Annotated in this window: 17 protein-coding genes, 1 pseudogene and 1 CRISPR repeat array; of the genes and pseudogenes, 13 read left to right on the top strand and 5 right to left on the bottom strand. The window is 41.3% G+C overall.

What is annotated here, in order from left to right:
• The first annotated feature begins 7 nt into the window (after positions 1 to 7).
• The 5 genes and pseudogenes from QUD05_RS20465 (at position 8) to QUD05_RS20485 (ending at position 6,012) form a co-directional block, all read left to right on the top strand.
• Entirely contained in the window at positions 8 to 889 is an 882-nt protein-coding gene (locus QUD05_RS20465; protein ID WP_289797670.1) for an HAD hydrolase family protein, read from the top strand.
• Positions 890 to 1,221: 332 nt separating this feature from the next.
• Entirely contained in the window at positions 1,222 to 2,913 is a 1,692-nt protein-coding gene (locus QUD05_RS20470; RefSeq protein ID WP_289797671.1) for a M14 family metallopeptidase, read from the top strand.
• 55 nt (positions 2,914 to 2,968) lie between these two features.
• Complete coding sequence (locus QUD05_RS20475; protein ID WP_289797672.1) at positions 2,969 to 3,148, top strand: hypothetical protein; 180 nt, start codon at positions 2,969 to 2,971, stop codon at positions 3,146 to 3,148.
• 87 nt (positions 3,149 to 3,235) lie between these two features.
• The gene (locus QUD05_RS20480) at positions 3,236 to 3,592 is read left to right on the top strand and encodes a GNAT family N-acetyltransferase (protein ID WP_289797673.1); all 357 of its coding nucleotides are present in this window, start codon (positions 3,236 to 3,238) and stop codon (positions 3,590 to 3,592) included.
• A 745-nt stretch (positions 3,593 to 4,337) separates the two neighbouring features.
• Positions 4,338 to 6,012: pseudogene (locus QUD05_RS20485) on the top strand (fasciclin domain-containing protein).
• A gap of 51 nt (positions 6,013 to 6,063) precedes the next feature.
• Here the strand turns inward: QUD05_RS20485 and QUD05_RS20490 are convergent.
• On the bottom strand, positions 6,064 to 6,729 hold the full coding sequence (locus tag QUD05_RS20490) for an O-methyltransferase (RefSeq protein WP_289797674.1): 666 nt from the start codon (positions 6,727 to 6,729) through the stop codon (positions 6,064 to 6,066).
• Positions 6,730 to 6,796: 67 nt separating this feature from the next.
• On the opposite strand from QUD05_RS20490, the gene QUD05_RS20495 reads away from it, so the two are divergent.
• A complete protein-coding gene (locus tag QUD05_RS20495) occupies positions 6,797 to 7,204 on the top strand; it encodes a hypothetical protein (protein WP_289800028.1) in 408 nt (135 codons plus the stop codon).
• Positions 7,205 to 7,576: 372 nt separating this feature from the next.
• Positions 7,577 to 8,350, top strand: a complete 774-nt coding sequence (locus QUD05_RS20500) for a hypothetical protein (protein ID WP_289797675.1) — start codon at positions 7,577 to 7,579, stop codon at positions 8,348 to 8,350.
• Positions 8,351 to 8,407: 57 nt separating this feature from the next.
• On the opposite strand, the gene QUD05_RS20505 is transcribed toward QUD05_RS20500, so the two are convergent.
• The gene (locus tag QUD05_RS20505; protein ID WP_289794346.1) at positions 8,408 to 9,748 is read right to left on the bottom strand and encodes a transposase; all 1,341 of its coding nucleotides are present in this window, start codon (positions 9,746 to 9,748) and stop codon (positions 8,408 to 8,410) included.
• A 294-nt stretch (positions 9,749 to 10,042) separates the two neighbouring features.
• Between QUD05_RS20505 and QUD05_RS20510 the strand changes: the two genes are divergently transcribed.
• On the top strand, positions 10,043 to 10,279 hold the full coding sequence (locus tag QUD05_RS20510) for a hypothetical protein (RefSeq protein ID WP_354666145.1): 237 nt from the start codon (positions 10,043 to 10,045) through the stop codon (positions 10,277 to 10,279).
• A gap of 129 nt (positions 10,280 to 10,408) precedes the next feature.
• On the opposite strand, the gene QUD05_RS20515 is transcribed toward QUD05_RS20510, so the two are convergent.
• From QUD05_RS20515 to QUD05_RS20525, 3 genes are all read right to left on the bottom strand, one after another.
• Complete coding sequence (locus tag QUD05_RS20515; protein ID WP_289797676.1) at positions 10,409 to 11,293, bottom strand: hypothetical protein; 885 nt, start codon at positions 11,291 to 11,293, stop codon at positions 10,409 to 10,411.
• A gap of 69 nt (positions 11,294 to 11,362) precedes the next feature.
• The gene (locus tag QUD05_RS20520) at positions 11,363 to 11,956 is read right to left on the bottom strand and encodes a DUF1517 domain-containing protein (protein WP_289800030.1); all 594 of its coding nucleotides are present in this window, start codon (positions 11,954 to 11,956) and stop codon (positions 11,363 to 11,365) included.
• Between the two features lie 70 nt (positions 11,957 to 12,026).
• Positions 12,027 to 13,598, bottom strand: a complete 1,572-nt coding sequence (locus tag QUD05_RS20525) for a pentapeptide repeat-containing protein (RefSeq protein WP_289800031.1) — start codon at positions 13,596 to 13,598, stop codon at positions 12,027 to 12,029.
• 70 nt (positions 13,599 to 13,668) lie between these two features.
• Between QUD05_RS20525 and QUD05_RS20530 the strand changes: the two genes are divergently transcribed.
• From QUD05_RS20530 to QUD05_RS20550, 5 genes are all read left to right on the top strand, one after another.
• Positions 13,669 to 14,505, top strand: coding sequence for a prephenate/arogenate dehydrogenase (locus QUD05_RS20530; protein ID WP_289800032.1), 837 nt, complete (start codon positions 13,669 to 13,671; stop codon positions 14,503 to 14,505).
• A 507-nt stretch (positions 14,506 to 15,012) separates the two neighbouring features.
• Positions 15,013 to 15,309 (top strand): hypothetical protein, encoded by a 297-nt coding sequence (locus tag QUD05_RS20535; protein WP_289797677.1) that lies wholly within the window; start codon positions 15,013 to 15,015, stop codon positions 15,307 to 15,309.
• A gap of 398 nt (positions 15,310 to 15,707) precedes the next feature.
• Positions 15,708 to 16,683: a CRISPR direct-repeat array (repeat unit 37 nt; unit sequence ATTGCAATTCATCAAAATCCCTATTAGGGATTGAAAC).
• A 280-nt stretch (positions 16,684 to 16,963) separates the two neighbouring features.
• Positions 16,964 to 17,710: an SDR family oxidoreductase gene (locus QUD05_RS20540; protein WP_289797678.1), complete on the top strand. Its 747-nt coding sequence runs from the start codon at positions 16,964 to 16,966 to the stop codon at positions 17,708 to 17,710.
• Positions 17,711 to 17,716: 6 nt separating this feature from the next.
• On the top strand, positions 17,717 to 18,655 hold the full coding sequence (locus QUD05_RS20545) for an SMP-30/gluconolactonase/LRE family protein (protein ID WP_289797679.1): 939 nt from the start codon (positions 17,717 to 17,719) through the stop codon (positions 18,653 to 18,655).
• Positions 18,656 to 18,878: 223 nt separating this feature from the next.
• On the top strand, positions 18,879 to 19,445 hold the full coding sequence (locus QUD05_RS20550) for a putative antibiotic biosynthesis monooxygenase (RefSeq protein WP_289797680.1): 567 nt from the start codon (positions 18,879 to 18,881) through the stop codon (positions 19,443 to 19,445).
• The last annotated feature ends 101 nt before the right edge of the window (positions 19,446 to 19,546 follow it).

Raw genomic sequence — 19,546 nt, forward strand, 5'->3', positions numbered from 1 at the left:
AAAGTTTATGAACATTATGAACACTGTCTATGTTTCAGATTTAGACGGTACATTGCTTGGAGATAATGCAATTCTTTCTTTGTTAAGCAAGAAAGTCCTTCACGAACTCTTGCATCAAGGATTACAGTTTACTGTGGCTAGTGCGCGTAGCGTTGTTTCTATGCAAATGATGCTGAAAGGTTTGAATCTTACTCTACCGATTATCGAATTTAATGGTGCTTTTATTTCTGATTTGGATTCTGGCAGACATGAAATCATTAACTCTATTTGTCCTTCTGTAGTTGAAAGTATCTACAAACTTATCCTAGAGTTCGGCTGTGTTCCGTTTGTATCTAGTTTTAATGGCAGAGAAGATTGTGCTTACTATAAAGATGTAATTAACGACGGTATGCGATGGTATCTTAACGATCGCCTAACAAGCAAAGACCGAAGATGGCGAACAATTGAAGATTTGATGCATTCTTTTGGCGATCAAGTTGTTTGTCTGACCGTGATTGGGCACGCACAACAACTGCTCGAACTTCAAGGTGCGATTATTCAAAAACATGGAACTACCGTAGAGACACACTTGATCGAGAACCAATACTCTCCGGGGTGGTACTGGTTAACAATTCATGACTGCAAAGCTACTAAAGACCAAGCTATTCGGACTCTGGTAGAGAATTATGGGTTACAGGAAAGTGAGATTGTGGTCTTTGGAGATCAAATTAATGACATCAAAATGTTCAAAATTGCTGATCGTGCCATTGCAGTTGCTAACGCAGATGCCGAACTCAAGCGTTACTCGTCATTGGTAATTGGCTTAAATACAGAAGACAGCGTGGTTAAATACATTCGTCAGGATTGGTCGAACAAATGTGCTATGAAATCGGACTCTGACATACGCTAGCATCGTTGAGGCTGCTATTTTGATGGAGATGCGATCGCTCAGTAATACTTTCAAGAAATATTAAGCGGTCAAAAATTACTCTTAATAGTACTGAGAAGATGAAAATTAAGCCGAAAGTAACGCTTGCAGACCATTTTGCAGCAATGCAAGACGCACGAGTTGAGCATACAAAACGGCATAAATTAATTGATATTATTCGGACTTGATAATTACGAACTAGTAATTATTTGATCGAGATGATAATACTTCTAAATTCGCTTATCAATAGTGTTTGAGATGCACTTACCTTAGTATGGTAAATAATGATCAACGAGTGTATGGGGAGGTTTGTTATGCCAGATGTTCGGTTTGATAAATACTATCGTTATGAAGACCTGACACGCATTCTACACAGTTATGCGAAGGAATTTCCCCAACTAGTACGCATAGAAAGCATTGGCAAAAGTTACGAAGGACGTGACATCTGGGTATTAACAGTTAGCAACTTTGCCACTGGCGTACATCAAGAAAAACCTGCCCTCTGGGTTGATGGCAACATTCACGCCACTGAATTAGCACCGTCAAGTGTTTGTTTATACCTATTGCAAACATTAGTGACAGCTTACGGTACTCACCCAGAAATTACCCGTTGTTTGGATACCCGCACCTTCTACATTTGTCCCCGTGTTAATCCTGATGGCGCGGAGTTGGCATTGGCTGACAAACCGAAATTTATTCGCTCCAGTACTCGCCCTTATCCCCATGATGAAGAAGGCAATGACGGGTTAGTGATGGAAGATATCGATGGCGATGGTCGGATTTTACTGATGCGAATCCCCGATGACAATGGGGCTTGGAAAGTCTGTCCTACTGAACCTCGGCTGCTGGTGCGACGCGAACCAACAGAAACAGGTGGTCAATATTATCGCGTACTACCAGAAGGAAATATCGAAAATTACGACGGAGTTCAGATTAAAATTCAGCCTTCTAAAGAAGGACTAGATTTAAACCGGAATTTTCCATTTTTGTGGCGGCAAGAATCTGAGCAATTTGGATCTGGCCTCTATCCTACATCTGAAACAGAAGTGCGATCGCTAGTTCAATTTATCACTACACATCCTAATATTACAGGAGCGATCGCCTTTCACACCTTTAGCGGTGTTTTCATTCGTCCCTACACCCACCTCAGCGATGACGAATTCCCCGTCAATGATCTCCGCACTTATCAACGCATTGGTGCAAAAGGTACTGAACTTACTCAATACCCAGCCATCTCTGCCTTTCATGATTTCCGCTATGACCCCAAAGATATAATTACAGGTACATTCGACGACTGGGCTTATGAATATCAAGGTCTATTTGCCTGGACAGTAGAAGTCTGGAGTCCGCAGCGCCAAGCTGGAATTAATGATTATAAATACATCGATTGGCAGCGAGAACACTCTATAGAAGATGACCTGAAATTGCTGCGTTGGAGCGATGAAAAACTTGCAGGTAAGGGCTACATAGATTGGTATCCCTTCGAGCATCCCCAACTCGGACAGATTGAACTAGGCGGCTGGGATACGATGTACGCTTGGGCAAATCCACCCTCTCAGTTTCTGGAGAAAGAAATAGCCCTCTTCCCAGAATGGCTGGTTTGGCATCTATTAATATCTCCGCGTTTAGAGATTTACGAAGCCAGTATCCACAGCTTGGGTGATGATACTTATCGGGTGCAATTGGTTGTGCATAATACAGGCTGGTTGCCCACCAATGTCACCCAAAAAGCTTTAGAAAAAAAGTTGGTGCGGGGCTGTATCTGTGAAATTGAACTGCCTCCTGGGGGAACTTTGGTAACGGGTAAGCCCCGTGAAGAGTTAGGTCAATTAGAAGGACGAGCCTACAAGCCTTCAACTCCCATTAGACGGCACAGCGATCCTACCAAGGATCGGGCGAAGGTGGAATGGGTAGTGCGTGCGCCTCATGGTAGCACGGTTAAACTGCTAGCTCGTCATCAGCGTGCTGGAGTTGTTCGCACTGAATTGACATTCCCAGAATTTTGACATTTGAAATTGCCAAACATACTTCTTGGGATAATTAAATTACCCTAATACAGTCTTGTCTAAACCGATAATTACCGTTCGCCTCATTACACGCGACGAACTTCTCCAACTTTTGGTTTTATATAACCATCTAAATCCTGTTGATGCGCCTCTACCGACTGATGATGTTTTACCAAAAAAATGGGTAAAAGCCCCGTCGTTCTACGACAGATTTAAAGTAATGAGTAAGGAGTAATGAGTTTCATAGTGGATGAAAAATGGGTATTTACTCATTACTTATTACTTATTACTCCTTCTTAAGAGCGCCTTTAGGTCGGTGAGGATGTCAAAATCTATCTGGGATGGAATTTTACATGATCCCCGGTTGTATTACATAGTGGCTGATGTTGATAACCAGCTAGTAGCAACATGCAACTTAACTATTGTTCCCAACTTAACGCGTGGTACACGTCCATACGGCATTATTGAAAATGTTGTCACCCATCTCGATTTTCGACAACAAGGATTAGGTACACAAGTGCTACATTATGCCCTAGCTTTAGCATGGCAGCAACAGTGCTATAAAGTGATGCTTCTAAGTGGCTCAAAAAACGAGGAGACGTTGCACTTCTATGAAAAAGCAGGATTCAAGCGTGGACTAAAAACCGGATTTGTTGCCCTACCTCCAGAGGAATTGTGAGCAAAATTGATACAGATTAGCCATCCTCCAGAAATCCTAGTTGATCTTTGGGTTCCCTTTTATCAAATAGTCTTTTGTAAAAAAATAATTCCTAGCCAAAAATCTTGGCGCAATCAGGCTCGAAAATTTTGATTGCGATCGCTAATTTCCAGTCTAGTATTTGAAAATTTACCACCAAGGACAACTATCTAAAGAGTGAAAGTTTTTCCTCAAAATCTAGCCCTGAGTTAGTTGTATAATTTCGATCAAAGATTAATAATACATCATATCGCCAAAAGGCATTTTATTTCTTAAATCTTGTTAAAGATCATGATACATTAAGTTTGACGGCATGAACCCTCGTCGGCAATTATAAAGAGATGGCTATTAAAGGCCAATTATTTTACTGCTTGACTGCAATTTTAGAACTGATAAAATCGCCTACTTGCATTAATTATCTTTATTGTTGCAACAGAAGAGATTACCACAGTATGCCTGCTTCTCTTTAGTGCGATCTGCGGTTCTTTAAAAAACAAACAAATAGGAATCCGATACTACATAATGTGGTAAACATTTGGATAAATGTTATGAGATATCAGAGCAGCTACTCATAATGTCCCACATTTGAACTTTCCAGAGTTAACGGGTTTCATTTTGGTTTCCATATCAAGGCAACCAAATAATCATCTGGATATTTGTATTCACTTAACCTTGCATCCAGTATTTTCCAATAGTCAACCCAAGAAATTGAAAAGAGGATATTTCCATGTCTAGTTTGTTTCGTTGGTCATCAACAAAGGTTACTTTGCTAGTTCTGGGAATGACAGCTGCTACAATAACCCCCATCATAATTTCTGCCCCAGCTTCATCTCAAACTCCTGTTCCATCTGCAACACCCTCACCTGCGACACCATCGCCTACTTCAACAGTTAACCTGTCTGATGTTTCCTCAGATTATTGGGCGCGTCCCTTCATTCAAGCCCTAGCTGAGAATAACGTGATTAGTGGCTTTCCTGATGGTACTTATAGACCAAATCAGCCTGTGACTCGTGCTGAATTTGCTGCCTTGATTCAAAAAGCTTTCAGTACCCAAAACCGAGTCCGGCAATTAAGTGCGGGTGGATTTAGTGATGTTCCTGCTAACTACTGGGCGGCTGCTGCAATTCAAAACGCCTACGAAATTGGATTTTTGGCAGGCTATCCTGGGAACGTGTTTAGACCAAATCAAGAAATTCCTAGAGTGCAGGGGATCGTTGCTTTAAGTAGTGGCTTAGGTTTAACTGGTGGCGATACAAGTACTCTCACTAATTACTACAACGATGCCTCAGCTATCCCTGAGTATGCTGTTGGCAGTGTGGCAGCAGCGACAGTAGGTAATCTTGTTGTCAACTACCCGGATGTAAAACAACTCAATCCGCAACAGTCTTTGACTCGTGCTGAAGCAGCAGCACTTTTATATCAAGCTTTAGTTAGACAAGGACGGGCGCAACCCATTGCTAGCAATCTTCCAGCTAGTCAGTACGTTGTCGCTGGAACTCCTGCAAGTACTGATATTGTTTCTCTGGCGGCATCCAGTAGTTCTTTTACAACTCTGACTTCTTTATTAAAGACAGCCTAGTCTATCAGATATTCTTCAACAGCCAGGCCCTTATACAGTCTTCGCTCCTACCAATGATGCATTTGCTGCTTTGCCTGCCGCTACCTTACAACAGTTAGAGCAACCAGAAAACAGAGAAGCATTAGTTAAGATTTTGAGATATCATGTGGTTCCCGGTGCGGTAACTGCTAGTCAACTCTCGGCAGGGGAATTGACAACCGATGAAGGAAGACCTGTAAATATTCAAATCGATTCCGCTAACAGTCAAGTCTCGGTGAATAATGCCAGAGTTCTCCAAGCAGACGTGAAAGCTAGCAATGGTGTCATCCATGCAATTAACCAAGTCCTGATTCCGCCTGATGTTAACATCAGTCAGTTAAATCAGCCATCAACAGGAAGTACAACGCCTGATGTGAATGTAGGTAGAAGTACTCGTGGTGGCAGAAGCTATATCGGAGTTGGTGGTAACATTGGTTTGAGCGGCGACGATACAGCTCTGAGCGATACTAACTTTACAGTAATCAGCAAACTTGGTCTGACAAACTATCTATCAGTGCGACCATCAGTAATCTTTGGGGACGATACAATATTTCTAGTTCCCGTAACTTTGGATTTTTCTCCCCGCAGAGCAGGTTCGGTAGGCGAGAGAACTTATAGCATATCTCCCTACATAGGTGCTGGCATAGCAATTGAAGCTAACACTGATACTGATATTGGATTGTTGTTAACAGGTGGTGTAGACGTTCCTATCGGTTCTAGATTTACGCTAACAGGTGGTGTAAATGCTGCTTTTGTAGATGACACAGATGTAGGACTACAATTAGGACTTGGCTATAACTTCTAAGTAAATAGAAATGTGGTAAGGGCGCACAATTAGTTGTGTGCCCTTGCTGTATTAAGGTCGCTTGATTGCTAAAGTAAGTCCATCGGCGATGGGGACAAGGGAGAGAGTAACTCGTTCATCATGATGTAACTTTTCGTTCAGCGCTCGGATTGCTTGGGTGCTTTCATCTTGATTTTGCTCATCAGCTACTTGTCCAGACCATAAAACATTATCGATCGCAATCAATCCACCTGGACGAACTAATTGCAGCGATCGCTCATAATATCCATCATAATTTTCTTTATCAGCATCAATAAAGGCAAAATCAAAAGTTTCGGCTTGCCCAGTTGCCAATAGCCGATCTAAAGTTTCCAAAGCTGGTGCTAATCGGAGATCGATTTTATCAGCAACCCCAGCTTCTTGCCAATACCGCCGAGCGATCGCAGTAAATTCTTCACTCACATCACAAGCGATAATTTTCCCATCAGCTGGTAGTGCCAAAGCTACAGAAAGTGAGCTATAACCCGTAAACACTCCAACTTCTAGGGTTTTCTTCGCTCCAATTAACTGCACCAGAAGGCTCATAAACTGCCCTTGTTCTGGTGAAATCTGCATTCCACTCCGGGGATGATTGGCGGTTTGTTGGCGCAACTTTTCGAGAATTTCTGGTTCTCGCAGCGAAACAGATAAAAGATAATTGTAGAGTTGGTTATCAAGACCTATAGACTGTTTTGGCATGATAGATGAGAGAATTGAGAGAAACTACAGTTATACTATCGCTGATAAGTGGAATCTCAGGAATAACATGGTGCGGTTAGTTTTGACAGCAATATTGCTGGTGCTAGTGACAGCTTGTGGCAGTATTGGACTGCTACCGACTAGCGATTTAGTGCAAAAAGCGATCGCACTTGGGCTAGAACAAACTCAACAAAAACTTAGCCAACAGTTGGATTTAGATTTTCAAGGATTTGAAATCAAGCGGCTATCAATTACCCAAGAACAACCCCTGACGATTGAAAATTTACCAGCTTTCCATGTTCGGGGAACCTACGACTTGATTGTTAAGCTACCAAAACGACGCTTGACGCAACCAAAACAACCCTTTGATGTTTATCTACAAATTCAGCAAGAAGGTAAAACTTGGCGATTGCTGCTTCCAGAAAAGGGTAGTCAAAATACTCAAAAAATTTGGCGCAGTTATTTAGTTGAGTAAACCTGTGTCATCAAAGTGCTTTTTTCCGGTTATGTAAGATTTTGCTGACATCATGATTTCTTACAAGTTGTTAATTATTGAAATCAGAAAATTTTTTTAAGAGGTTGTTTGAAAAGTCTTTGGGTGTGATTTTAGGCACTTGTTGATCCCCCCTTTCCCCCCCTTAAAAAGGGAATCAAAGTCCCCCTTTTTAAAGGCGATTTAGGGGTATCTAAAACTTTTGATACCGATAAGAGGACTTTTCAAACATTCTCTAAGTCTGAATTCTGCACAGTATGATATGTGCTACTAGAAAAACCATCACAATCATTTCCGTATAACTGGTGAGGCATAGTAAAGATCGAGGTATAGTTTCACCGGAGACAGGGCAAGATGTATATTAACTTTTTCATCAGTTCCATTGCAGGAATTGTGGTTGTGGTGTTGGCAGCTTTTGGCTTACTGCAATGGTTGCACATACCTGCTGGCAACTTTCTTGATTGGGTGATTGGTGGTGCTAGTTTTTGGTGGCTGTTGGTAATTGTTACCGTACCTTGGAATGTGCATTTTCAAGCCAAAGAAGTCTTAGCAGAAGCAGCACAATCAACTGAGAAAGGAATTCCAGTCGATGAGAAACAAGTGAAGTATGTCACATTGTTGGCAAAGCGATCGCTCTGGGTTGCCATTGCTTTACACTTATTCTCAGCCGTTGGTCTTTATACTCTTGCTGCCACTGGTATTAGTACAGTTGGATATATAAGTTCTGGTGCAGCTTTATTATTAACAATTCTGCGTCCCGCGATTCGCGCTTATGAGTATTTATATGCGCGGTTAGCGATGATTCGCCAAGAATGGAAGTATCCACGCGAAGATATTTTTGAACTGCGCGATCGCTTCTCGATATTGGAACAAAAAATTCAGTCATTGGAAGATCAACTCAACCCCGAACAACCCTATTCTTTATCCGCGACTCAACAACGTTTTGCCGAAGAAACGCGCAGAGATTTAGCCCGGATTGCAGCTAATTTAGAAGAATTACGGGCGACAAATCAAACAGAACATGAGCGTTTGGGGAGAGAAGCCAGAAATGCGATCGCGCAACTTTCCACGGACGGGCAATTTCTCGATCATGTCCGCGAAATTATTCGATTTTTTAAGACTGCTTAATGATTGCTTTAATAGCTACAGCTATAGCAGTTATCGTTTATCAATACCTCTGCCAATTTACGAGGGTTCAACGCCAGTGGAAACGGGATGAATACGTCCTAAAGAAGTAAGCTTGGCAAAAATCTGGGTTAATAAAATAGGCTCAGGGATTTCGGGAAGCATTTTTAACATTTCACGAACATATCGAAAACCACGATGGTAAGCCTTAAGGTCAATAATGCCAGAACCGGGATTGAGTTGCTGGAAATCAGCGAGAAGATGGTGGGATAAATTGACCATAAAAAATGCTAAATTAGAAGCATTAGTCACGGCAGTTTGGCTCAGGTTCATAAAATCTTCCAATCCCCAAAACTGCTTGGCATCCCTAAAATTAAACTCGATTTGGAAACGGAGTTTGTAATAGTCGATAATTTTTTCAAATGACAGAGTTAGGTCGCTAGAAAAAATAATTACATGGCTGCAAGCATTAGTTTTAAGATTGGTTTTGACCAAAATCACTACATTGAGAGCTTGGGCAAATTCTTTGTGAATAAGAGTGGCTTGATAAATATCAGTTTGAATATCATCCTCAATAGCACTTTTACATAAGTATTTGTCAGGTATATTACGATAGTCTAGCTTATCACCGTATTTACGACGAGAGCGCTTACTGGAGTCAGGATTTTCATAAGGGAAGTATAATGCTGAATCATGGCGCAATTTGGAAATTATCTGCAAGTTGACAAGACGTGCCATCTGCAAAGCATTGTTGTTACCAAAATGACCATCTACTACCAAGTAGGTGAGGGAAATAGAGTTAGCTAATAACTTGAATAGTGAACCAATCATTTTCTGAATTAGTATTAATTCAGATGTTAATATCACTTCCTTTTTATTTTTGTTTTTACTTCCTTTTGGTCGTCCACGCCCACGCTTTTCTTTTTTGTTTGGTTTTTCGATTGTCGAGGTACTTTTTGTTTGAGTATCTTTCTTTATTACCTGTTCTATCTGAATCGGAAACGAGTGCCTCTGTTCAACACTCACTAATGATAATACAAAGAAAGATAATCCTGATATCGGTTTATTGGCTAGGCTAGAAAAGAATCTATCTAATCCATAAGTCTTTTTACCCGATTTACTGACTACAACTTCATCTCCTGCAAGCAAATATACCTCATTCGCACGGAACAAATGCTTGCGGAAAAATAGCCAAAACAATGTAGCCCAAGGTATTACTGTATGAAAAAACCGCAACATCGTCCGATAACTACCACCAATGCCTGCCCAACGGGAAATTCCCAACATCGTGACTCGTCCGCTCATCGCTAACATAGCCAGGATTATCTGGTTCAATTGCCGCATCGTCGTAGCGTTTATCTGCGGTAGCAAGCATTGTAGCAGTGATAAGATATCGGACATGGGCTGATTGTAGTTTTTGAGTTGTCGTTGTGAGAGACAATAACTCTACTACATCGGCCCTCTCTCCTCATCCTCTTATTTTGGCTAAGGTATTGTTTATATAAAGTAAATTTTTGAACCTCAACCCCAAACCTCTCCTCACAAAGGGGAGTGTTTGCATAAGCAAATACGGCGTGAGGTTCCGAATGTATATGTTATAACTTTGTACGAATGATGATTAGTAAAGCTTACATAACTTCAGGAGTACTCACGGTGAATCAGATACAACTGACTTTAACTATTGGTTACTTATTAATGACATGCTATTTTTTAACTAATTGGTTAATATTTTCCCTACGTCATCCTGCTTCCAATCCAGAAGATAAATTTTTATCGGTTGTGATGTTTGTGGTGACAACTATCTTCTGGCCTCTGATGATTCCGATATCTTGTTTAGAAATGGTTCAACAAAAGCGAATAGACTTTAGTAAAGTGATTCCTGTTCTCTTAGCAATATTTGTATTTAGTATTTCATATTATTTAACCGAATAATTAATAATTCCTCCTCCTAAATTGCATAGATATAAAGAGAAGCCGGAGGTTTGACTTGTTACCCTCCGGCTTCTTTATGTACAACTACCTTTACTTGTTAAGCAGTCTATTTATTCAACTTGTAATTGATTAACGGCGTCTGCTGCCAAAACCACTTGAGCGGCGGGGTGCTGTGCTACGCCCACTACCAAAACCACTGCCAGAATTGCGTCTAGGTGAGGTGGCTCTGCCAGAAGGTTGCAAGGTGCTACCACCAAAACCAGAACCAGAAGGACGGTTATTACCTGTAGTGCTACGCGGGGTATTGCGTATATTTGAATTACCAGGATATGACCTTCTAATTGTCCCTGTATTGCGGAACGCAGTGCGATTTCTCACGGCTGCGGGTTGCGTATTGTAGCGGCTTTGGTAACTTTGAACTGCTTGGCCATAGCTTCCGCCATATCCACCAAAGCCACTTAATCCTTGTCCTGGTTGATAGACAGGGGGTACATAATATTGGGGTCTAAACAACATACTACCAATTGCCTGTCCCGCCAAGCTACCAGCCACAGACCCGGCAAATGGTGCCCAGAAGCTATTTTCTCGACGGACTACAACCGTCTCTTGTTGTCCGGTTTGGGGATTGGTTTTATTCTCGGTAACGTTATGGACGTACTCAAGTTTAAAGTCTTCTGTTAGATATAAAATCGGTTGTCCTTTTTCTACCTTCAGATAGGTTTTTTTACCCTCCTTAATTTGATCGTCAGTTAACCGCGCCATTTGCAAATTTTCGGTTGAAAAAGTTGGGGGCTTATTGTTTAGTAAAAACAGGTTGTACTCACCAGTTGCATCATCATAAGTAGCTTGTTGTATTTGATACTCTCCGTCACTCAGTTTTGTGTTAACTGAGGTTTGGCTAACGTTCTTAGCCGGAGGAGTAGTTTCGTTTCCTCCACCACAACCGACAGTTGTGATACACAAACTCAGAGCTAAAAAAACGGCTGTAAATTTACGTACTATGGTCATGATCATTGGATTATTGTCCTATCTCTGAGCTTAACAATTTATCATGTAAGTAGTAGGTACGGACTACCCAACAAATTACAAAGGAATCAATTCTGGGTAATATTGCAACAGTTGATCGCTAGTAAGTTCATCGCCTAACTGTGCTGGTGAGAAATGTACTTGGATTGCCTTTAATCTATGTTTATAATGCAAATTTATCAATGCTTTCAAGCCTTCCTTGAGCGCCTGAACGTTAGAAAGATCGGTTTCCAATTCTGGTACTTCTCCTTCATAAGCTACTGTAATCATCACAATGACGTTGCGGGTTACAGGTATAGATAAAGGTTCATTCAATCCAGAGTCAGAACTGTAATTTGGTTCGCTGAGATATCTTTCGGCAGAGTCAGTAAATAATTCATTCACGTAATCCCCCGCTTCGCCTTCATTAAAAAATACGTCACCTTCGTTAGCAGCAGAAAGCCAATATTCATCATATTGCAGCAGGGTTTGGCTAATTTCTACCAATCCTTCTCCTAAAACTTCTAAGTCGCCATCGACATCGATCGCATCCCGTCCAGCACTATTCAATACTCCCAAAATTGGCGCTACTTCACCTCCCCCTAAGTGCAGAAATAGGCGAAACACTACATAGCGAGTTCGACCAATCATTTTATTAAAGGTATCGCGCATTTTTTCCTCCAAAATTTTTGTTTCTTGTCGTTTGTCATTGGTCATTTGTCATTAGTTCAATGCCCCATAACTAATGACTAATATAATGAAATCCTTTGACAAAATCTATAATTATATCTAATGAAGGTAATATATTTTTTGTTGAATCACTGGATATATCATAAGCTGAAGCGTTGAGAGCAGAACGATTAATAAATCTTTTCCCAAAGTTGGGATGGTCATAAACAATCAAAGTGTGGGCGCTGGAATTCGTTAAAACTATTTGGGTTGGGGCTTTACAAAAATTTAACTTTGCGGCTACTTCGATATTTTTTTTCGTCTGTTTAATTATTGTAGCCTGATTTATAGCTTGTTCTAAAAGAGTATTTAGTTGTTTCACTATATGAGGTGATTTTAGCAATTTTAAGTTTTGATTTGCAACAACTTCACTGTTAATCATTTCCATAATGCTACAAATATTCTTTTGGATAGATGCTGCATCTAGAAAGGGAAGAATGACAATGTAAGCAGTGATAAATAATGCTTCGTCGCTATCTACATGAAAGGTAAAAATAGTTCGACGACGGCCACTTTCGATGCTTGGAGGTTGTTTCAGCCCCCGATATTCTTGAGCAATTTGGTAGTAAGCGCCAGCGATCGCAAAATTGGCTTCATGTTCTAGAGCTGCATCAACAATAATCCGAATTGTTGGCGGTGTTTCGTTAAAAAAATCTCGTGATTCTTCAGAATGGAAGTTTTGGACAATGGAGCGATCGCCATTTGGGCTAAGATCGACCCATTCACAAACCATGCCTTCAGTTTTTAAACCAAATCTGGAAGTGGCATAAAGCTTGGCTCCCGTTAAAGTTGCTCCTGTTAAGTCAGCACCGATCCATTCTGCCCTAATTAATTTTGCCTGAGTTAAATTGGCGTGGACTAAACTTGTATTTGTTAAATTGGCATTGCTTAAATCTGCGCCAATTAAATCAGCCCCGCTCAATTTTGCACCGCTCAAATCTGCCCATCGGAGATTTGCGCCACTCAAATCAGCCCATCGGAGATTTGCACCACTCAAATCAGCCCCGCTCAAATTAGTATGGCTAAGATTGGCTTGTCTGAGTTCGGCATCTCGCAAATTTGCACCGCTCAAGTCAGAACGACTGAGATCGCTGGCGTTTAAGTTAGCCATCTCCAAGTTGGCTCCAGTTAAAGAAGCACCTCTCAAGATAGCCTCACTTAAGTTAGCGTGACGGAGATTCGCTTGGCGGAGTGTCGCCTCTCGCAAATCAGCACCAGTGAGATCGGCCTCCAATAAATCAGCGCGACTGAGATCAGCGCGAACTAACTCGGTGCGGATTAATGAGGCTCCTCTGAGTTGAGCGCGACTTAAATCCGCTCGAATCAAATTAGCGACGTTGAGACTGGCGTTATTGAGAATGGCGCTGCATAGATTCGCACCACTCAGTCTAGCTACATTCAACTTGGCATTGCTTAAGTTAGCTTCACTCAGATTCGCGCCACTCAGGTTGACTATACTCAAATTAGCATCGCTCAGATTTACACCACTGAGTTTTACTCCACTCAGATTGGCTTCTGGGAGGTCAACACCATTAAAGTTTAAGACTCCTGCTGCGTATTGTTCCAGTAATTCCTCTACAGTCATCGATGCTACCCCTTGGATGCCAACTTTAATAGTTGGTAAAGTCATAAAAAACGGAATGTCAAAATCAAAAATGAATATTGGGATTTTAGGATTGGGACTGATTGGCGGATCTTTGGGCTTTGATTTGCGATCGCAAGGACATCATATCTTAGGAGTTAGTCGCCGTGAAGCTACCTGTCAAAAGGCAGTTAGCTTGGGCAGTGTTGATGAAGCATCAGTCGATCTGAGCCTATTAGCAGCCGCAGAAGTTGTATTTATTTGTACACCTCTAGCCCTTATTGTGCATCAATTTGAACAGTTAGTCGCTCATTTGCCTGTTACTACAATCGTCACTGATGTAGGTTCGGCGAAAGCACAGATAGTCAAGGATATTACTCCCCTTTGGGATAATTTTATTGGTGGTCATCCAATGGCGGGCAGAACAGACAGTGGGATAGAAGCTGCACAGCGAGATTTATTTGTTGATAAACCTTACGTATTAACACCGATAACTACAACCCCAACTAGTGCAATTACAGTTGTGGAAGAAATTGTGCGATCGCTGGGAGCTAATATCTATTATTGTCAACCAGAGCAACACGATCGCGCTGTGAGTTGGATTTCCCATTTACCTGTAATGGTCAGTTCCTCATTGATTGCGGCTTGTTTGAGCGAAACTGACCCCGATGTTTTGCAATTAGCCCAAAAGTTAGCTAGTTCAGGCTTCCGGGATACTAGTCGTGTGGGTGGTGGGAATCCAGAGTTGGGCGTGATGATGGCACGGTATAATCGTCAAGCATTGCTGCGATCGCTGCAACAATATCGTCAAAATCTCGATGAGTTGACTAACTTAATTGAGCAAGAAAATTGGGTAGTTTTAGAGGAAAAGTTCAAATCAAGGCAACAGGCACGACCTGATTTTGTTTAATAGTTGTCGGGTGCGTTTAGCTATGGATAACGCACCCATTTTTTAATTTAGTAAGTTAATTGATAAACAGAATTCAGAATTCAGAATTCAGGAGTCAGAATCAATCAGGTTATTCAGACGCTCTCTACGAACGCTAACAGCGTGTCGCAGACAGACGCTAAAAGGATGTCTGAGAAGTATTCAATATTTCGCTTGATCCCCCCTAGGCTTAAAAAGGGGGGAACTGGAATCAAAGTCCCCCTTTTTAAGGGGGATTTAGGGGGATCTACAAGTCTCGAATACAACACCAAAAAGTTTTCAGACATCCTCTAAAAGCATAGCTTGCAACTCTGAAAGAATACGCGGACTCGCTTGCCGTCGGCGCTATCCGCCAGTCGTACAAAATTTATTCTGAATTCTGATTCCTGACTCCTGAATTCTGTTCGATAAAATCTTTAAAAATGCTACTCTACAGTCTGACAGTCACCAAACCGATGTACCATACAGATAAATTTACAAAAATCAACAATGGTAGAACGTCCAATTAAGAAATCGGAACGTCAGTCTCAAGGAAGCACTGACAGCAATTCCGAAAATTCGGATTCTGTAACCCCGATTGAATCCAACCCCAAAAGCTCAAAACCGAGCCGCGAACGCTCGTCTGACAAAGGGAAAAAAGGATCGTCATATAGGGATGAAGGCAGACAACCTGTGAATCCTGCACTAGCACGTGGCCCAAAACCCGTTAAACCTCCAGCCCCCAAAGTTCAAACAGAAGAACTTGAAACCGAATCAGAATCTATCTCTGAGGAGTCTCAAGACTAAAATTACAAGTGTTGTTGTGTGTGATGTGGGAGGCTATAAGCNATATAAAGACTGGGATTTCTGGCTCCGAAGGCAGCGATCGCGCCCCCCATCACCATTAGATTATTTTTAGCGACGCATATCTCGCAGAGTTTTTGTATGTCAATGCGCGAATGGGTAGGTGTACAAATTCCNNNGCCCCAAAAAATTGCTTTTATCTCAATACCAGCAAGCATTTCACCCCACTCATTACCCAATTATCATCCGCGCAATCTCTGAAATGCTTACAAAAACTAGGATGTCAGCCTTTAACTTTTCCCGGCACTCTTCCCAAAGGAATCCTCTAATGCTATCATTGCTCCAGAATCGCGCAACCGCACCTTGAAAACTAAATACAGCTTGCCTTTCAGGCTCCCGCTATTGCAATTCATCAAAATCCCTATTAGGGATTGAAACACATCGATCCTATTCACGGTTACTTCCCTTTTGCATTGCAATTCATCAAAATCCCTATTAGGGATTGAAACAGCGGTTGAACATGATGTAGAAGGGTTTTTAAGCACATTGCAATTCATCAAAATCCCTATTAGGGATTGAAACTTGACGACAACAAAAGAGGGCGGCGTTTCTTTTATATTGCAATTCATCAAAATCCCTATTAGGGATTGAAACTTTAAAAGTTTCGGTGATAAAAATCTGTGTTCCTAATTGCAATTCATCAAAATCCCTATTAGGGATTGAAACGTGACATCATACAGTCGTAATCCTACTTCATAAGGATTGCAATTCATCAAAATCCCTATTAGGGATTGAAACCCCATCCTGAAAGCCCAAGGCACTTCTGGATTCATATTGCAATTCATCAAAATCCCTATTAGGGATTGAAACGCAAATGTGTGGAAGAGGATCGCGCATTCATCCAATTGCAATTCATCAAAATCCCTATTAGGGATTGAAACGCATCCCATGATAGAGTAGCACCTGGAGCAATATTAGAATTGCAATTCATCAAAATCCCTATTAGGGATTGAAACAGCTTTTGCGTAACCCGAAGCTGGCGAAGGTAAGCATTGCAATTCATCAAAATCCCTATTAGGGATTGAAACAAGCTTTACAGTGCTTCCATAGCCTATCGTGATAATTGCAATTCATCAAAATCCCTATTAGGGATTGAAACGATTTGGTCACACCCTGGTAAATCAGCCCAACTGGATTGCAATTCATCAAAATCCCTATTAGGGATTGAAACTTCTATGTACCAACTGTATGGTTTACCTTCAACCATCAATTGCAATTCATCAAAATCCCTATTAGGGATTGAAACTTGTTAACGCTTTGACCATTAGCTACTACTTCGAATTGCAATTCATCAAAATCCCTATTAGGGATTGAAACGTTTTTGATATCGCCTCATATATAGCAATCCTAAATGAGTTGTGAAAATGCGCGATGTCCAGATCCCCGACTTCTCGAAGAAGTCGGGGATCTAATTTTTCACGAATGATTTAGGATTGCTATATTAAAGGCCGCCAAGATTGCAATTCATCTTTACTAGAATCATATTTGGTATTTATTGTCAATATATAAACCATAAAATATATATTGCTAAAATCAATTTGCTTAATTTACAACATCTCAGTACAGTAAACTTAAAAGCAGTTTGAAGGTCATAAAAATGACGACTCAAAAAAGGATTGCTGTAGTCACAGGAAGTAACCGAGGGCTAGGATATGCAATTTCCCGTCAATTATCCCAAATTGGCAACCGCGTAATTCTGACGAGTCGTAATGAAACAGATGGTCTTGCTGCCAAGCAGCAGTTATCGAGTGAAGGGCTTGATGTTGACTATCACAAGCTGGATGTTACCAATGATGGAAGCGTGCAGCAGTTTACCGAATGGTTGCGTGAAACTTACGGTAAAGTAGATATTCTGGTCAACAATGCAGGTGTAAATCCCACAACCAAGCCTGAAGAGTCCAGCTTACTGACTGTCCAACTGGAAACGATGCGATCTACCTTTGAAACTAATGTTTTAGCGGTACTCAGAATTTCTCAAGCATTAATTCCGTTAATGAAGGTGCAAAACTACGGTCGCATTGTCAATATCTCAACGGAAATGGCGTCTCTAGCGTCAGTTTCAAGTGACTACTACCCTTTAGCACCTTCCTACCGACTCTCAAAAGTAGGAGTAAATGGACTAACAGCAATTCTGGGGAAAGAACTTCAAGGTGCTAACATTCTCGTAAATGCCTATTCTCCAGGTTGGATGAAGACCGATATGGGAGGAGATGATGCTCCTTTCACAGCAGAAGAAGGAGCGCAAACAGCTGTTTATTTGGCAACACTTCCCGATGGAGGAGCGCAAGGACTATTTTTTGCAGAGATGCGAAAGTTTGGTGGCCCCATTCAATTACAGTGGTAGGTTAATATGGGAAATTCCGCAGTTTTACCGCCGATTTACGCAGATACAACTATTGAATTAGCACCAGCTAAAGTTGTCACCTCATTCCCCATTAATACTTTTTTAGAAAATCTAGCAATCGCACCAGATGGCACAATATTTGTAACTAATCACGAAGTTGGCGAGATTGTTCGTATTAGTCCAGATGGCAATCAGCAGATTCATGCCACTCTTGAGGGTAAAGTGAGTGGTCTTGCTTTCACTGCAAACGGGGGTTTAGTGGCAACAGGCTGGAATGCTGATTCTATACCAGTGATTTCTTTAGTTGCCAGTGATGGGACAGTGGAAACCTTGCTGAAACTGCCAGATGCAATATTTCTCAATGGCATCACTCCTCTTTCTGACACTCAGTATTTAGCAGCAGATTCTTATCGGGGTGCAATTTGGCTGATTGATATCGCTCAACCTCGCGCCTCAATTTGGCTAGAACATCCAATGCTTGCTCGCAGCAATTCGGAAAATGTCATTCCGGCTGCAAATGGTTTGAAGCGTTTTGGTGATTTTCTCTACGTTTCAAATACGGAAAAAATGTTGCTGTTGCGAATTCCCGTCGATACCGCAAATCGACCAGGTGAGCCGGAAATTTTTGTTGAGCAAACTAATATTGATGACTTCGCCTTTGACGTGGAAGGGAATCTTTATGGAGCGACGCATATTTACAACAGTGTTGTGCGAATTGCAAGCGATCGCAGTACTACTATTATTGCTCAAGCCGAGCAAGGTGTAATTGGCAGCACAGCCGTGGCTTTTGGTCAAACTGAAGGCGATGTCTACGACGGGCTACGCCTACGCACCGCAATTTATGTTGTGACTAATGGTGGAATGTTTTTACCTCCACCCACTGGTGTCGTTCCTGCTAATGTTGTTCGGCTTGAAGTTGGAAAACCTGGATATCCCTTAGCTTGAGCGTGACCGAATTTTATATTTTAAATTTGGGATTTTCAATTGAAAATCCCAAATTGCTACTCGCTCTGCAATTGGTAAGCTCAACCGCATTTAGTTTGCATAATCTGAAATTGTAAATTTCTTGTGGGGTGGGCGTCTCGCCCGCCCAATATATGCAAATTAAATGTGGAACAGTTTAAACTACGTGAAAAAATCTAAAATCCACAATTGATTGGCATAACTAATGGAGATAGAACAGAACGATCAATTTGTAACCGTGGTCATTACACAACTTGTCAAACCAGGATGCGAAACCGCTTACGAAGCTTGGTTGAAAGAGATTACCAGGGTTTCTAGAACCTATGTAGGTCACATGGGAACAAATGTGATTTGTCCTCAACTTGGGGTGCGAAATGAATATGTGATTATCTTCCGATTTGACAGTTATGAAAATTTAGATGTGTGGATGACATCGCGCGATCGCGAACATTTGCTCAATCAAGGTAAGCATTTGGTTGAATCCGATCCTTATGTTCAAAAAATTAGTGGATTAGAAGCTTGGTTTTCTCTTCCCGGTCAACCCTTAAAAACTCCGCCGCGCTATAAAACAGCCTTGCTAACTTGGGGAGCTGTATATGTGTTGATTAATTTATTGAATACGTTCTTAGTACCCCTAATTCGGGCTTTACCACCCTTGATTATTTCGTTGATTATAACGATTACTATGGTTTTGCTATTAACTTATGTTGTCATGCCTAGAGTTAGCCGCTTGTTTAGCTTTTGGCTATATCCTAAATCACGAAAAATTTAGGAATAAAGTCGAACTCCTAAGAAATAAGGCAGGAGGCAGAAGAAAAGAGGATTTGACTTGTTTCTTTCGCCCTTCCCGCTGAATTAAAGATTTCACTCATT

Source organism: Nostoc sp. GT001 (assembly GCF_030382115.1).
GTDB lineage: Bacteria > Cyanobacteriota > Cyanobacteriia > Cyanobacteriales > Nostocaceae > Nostoc.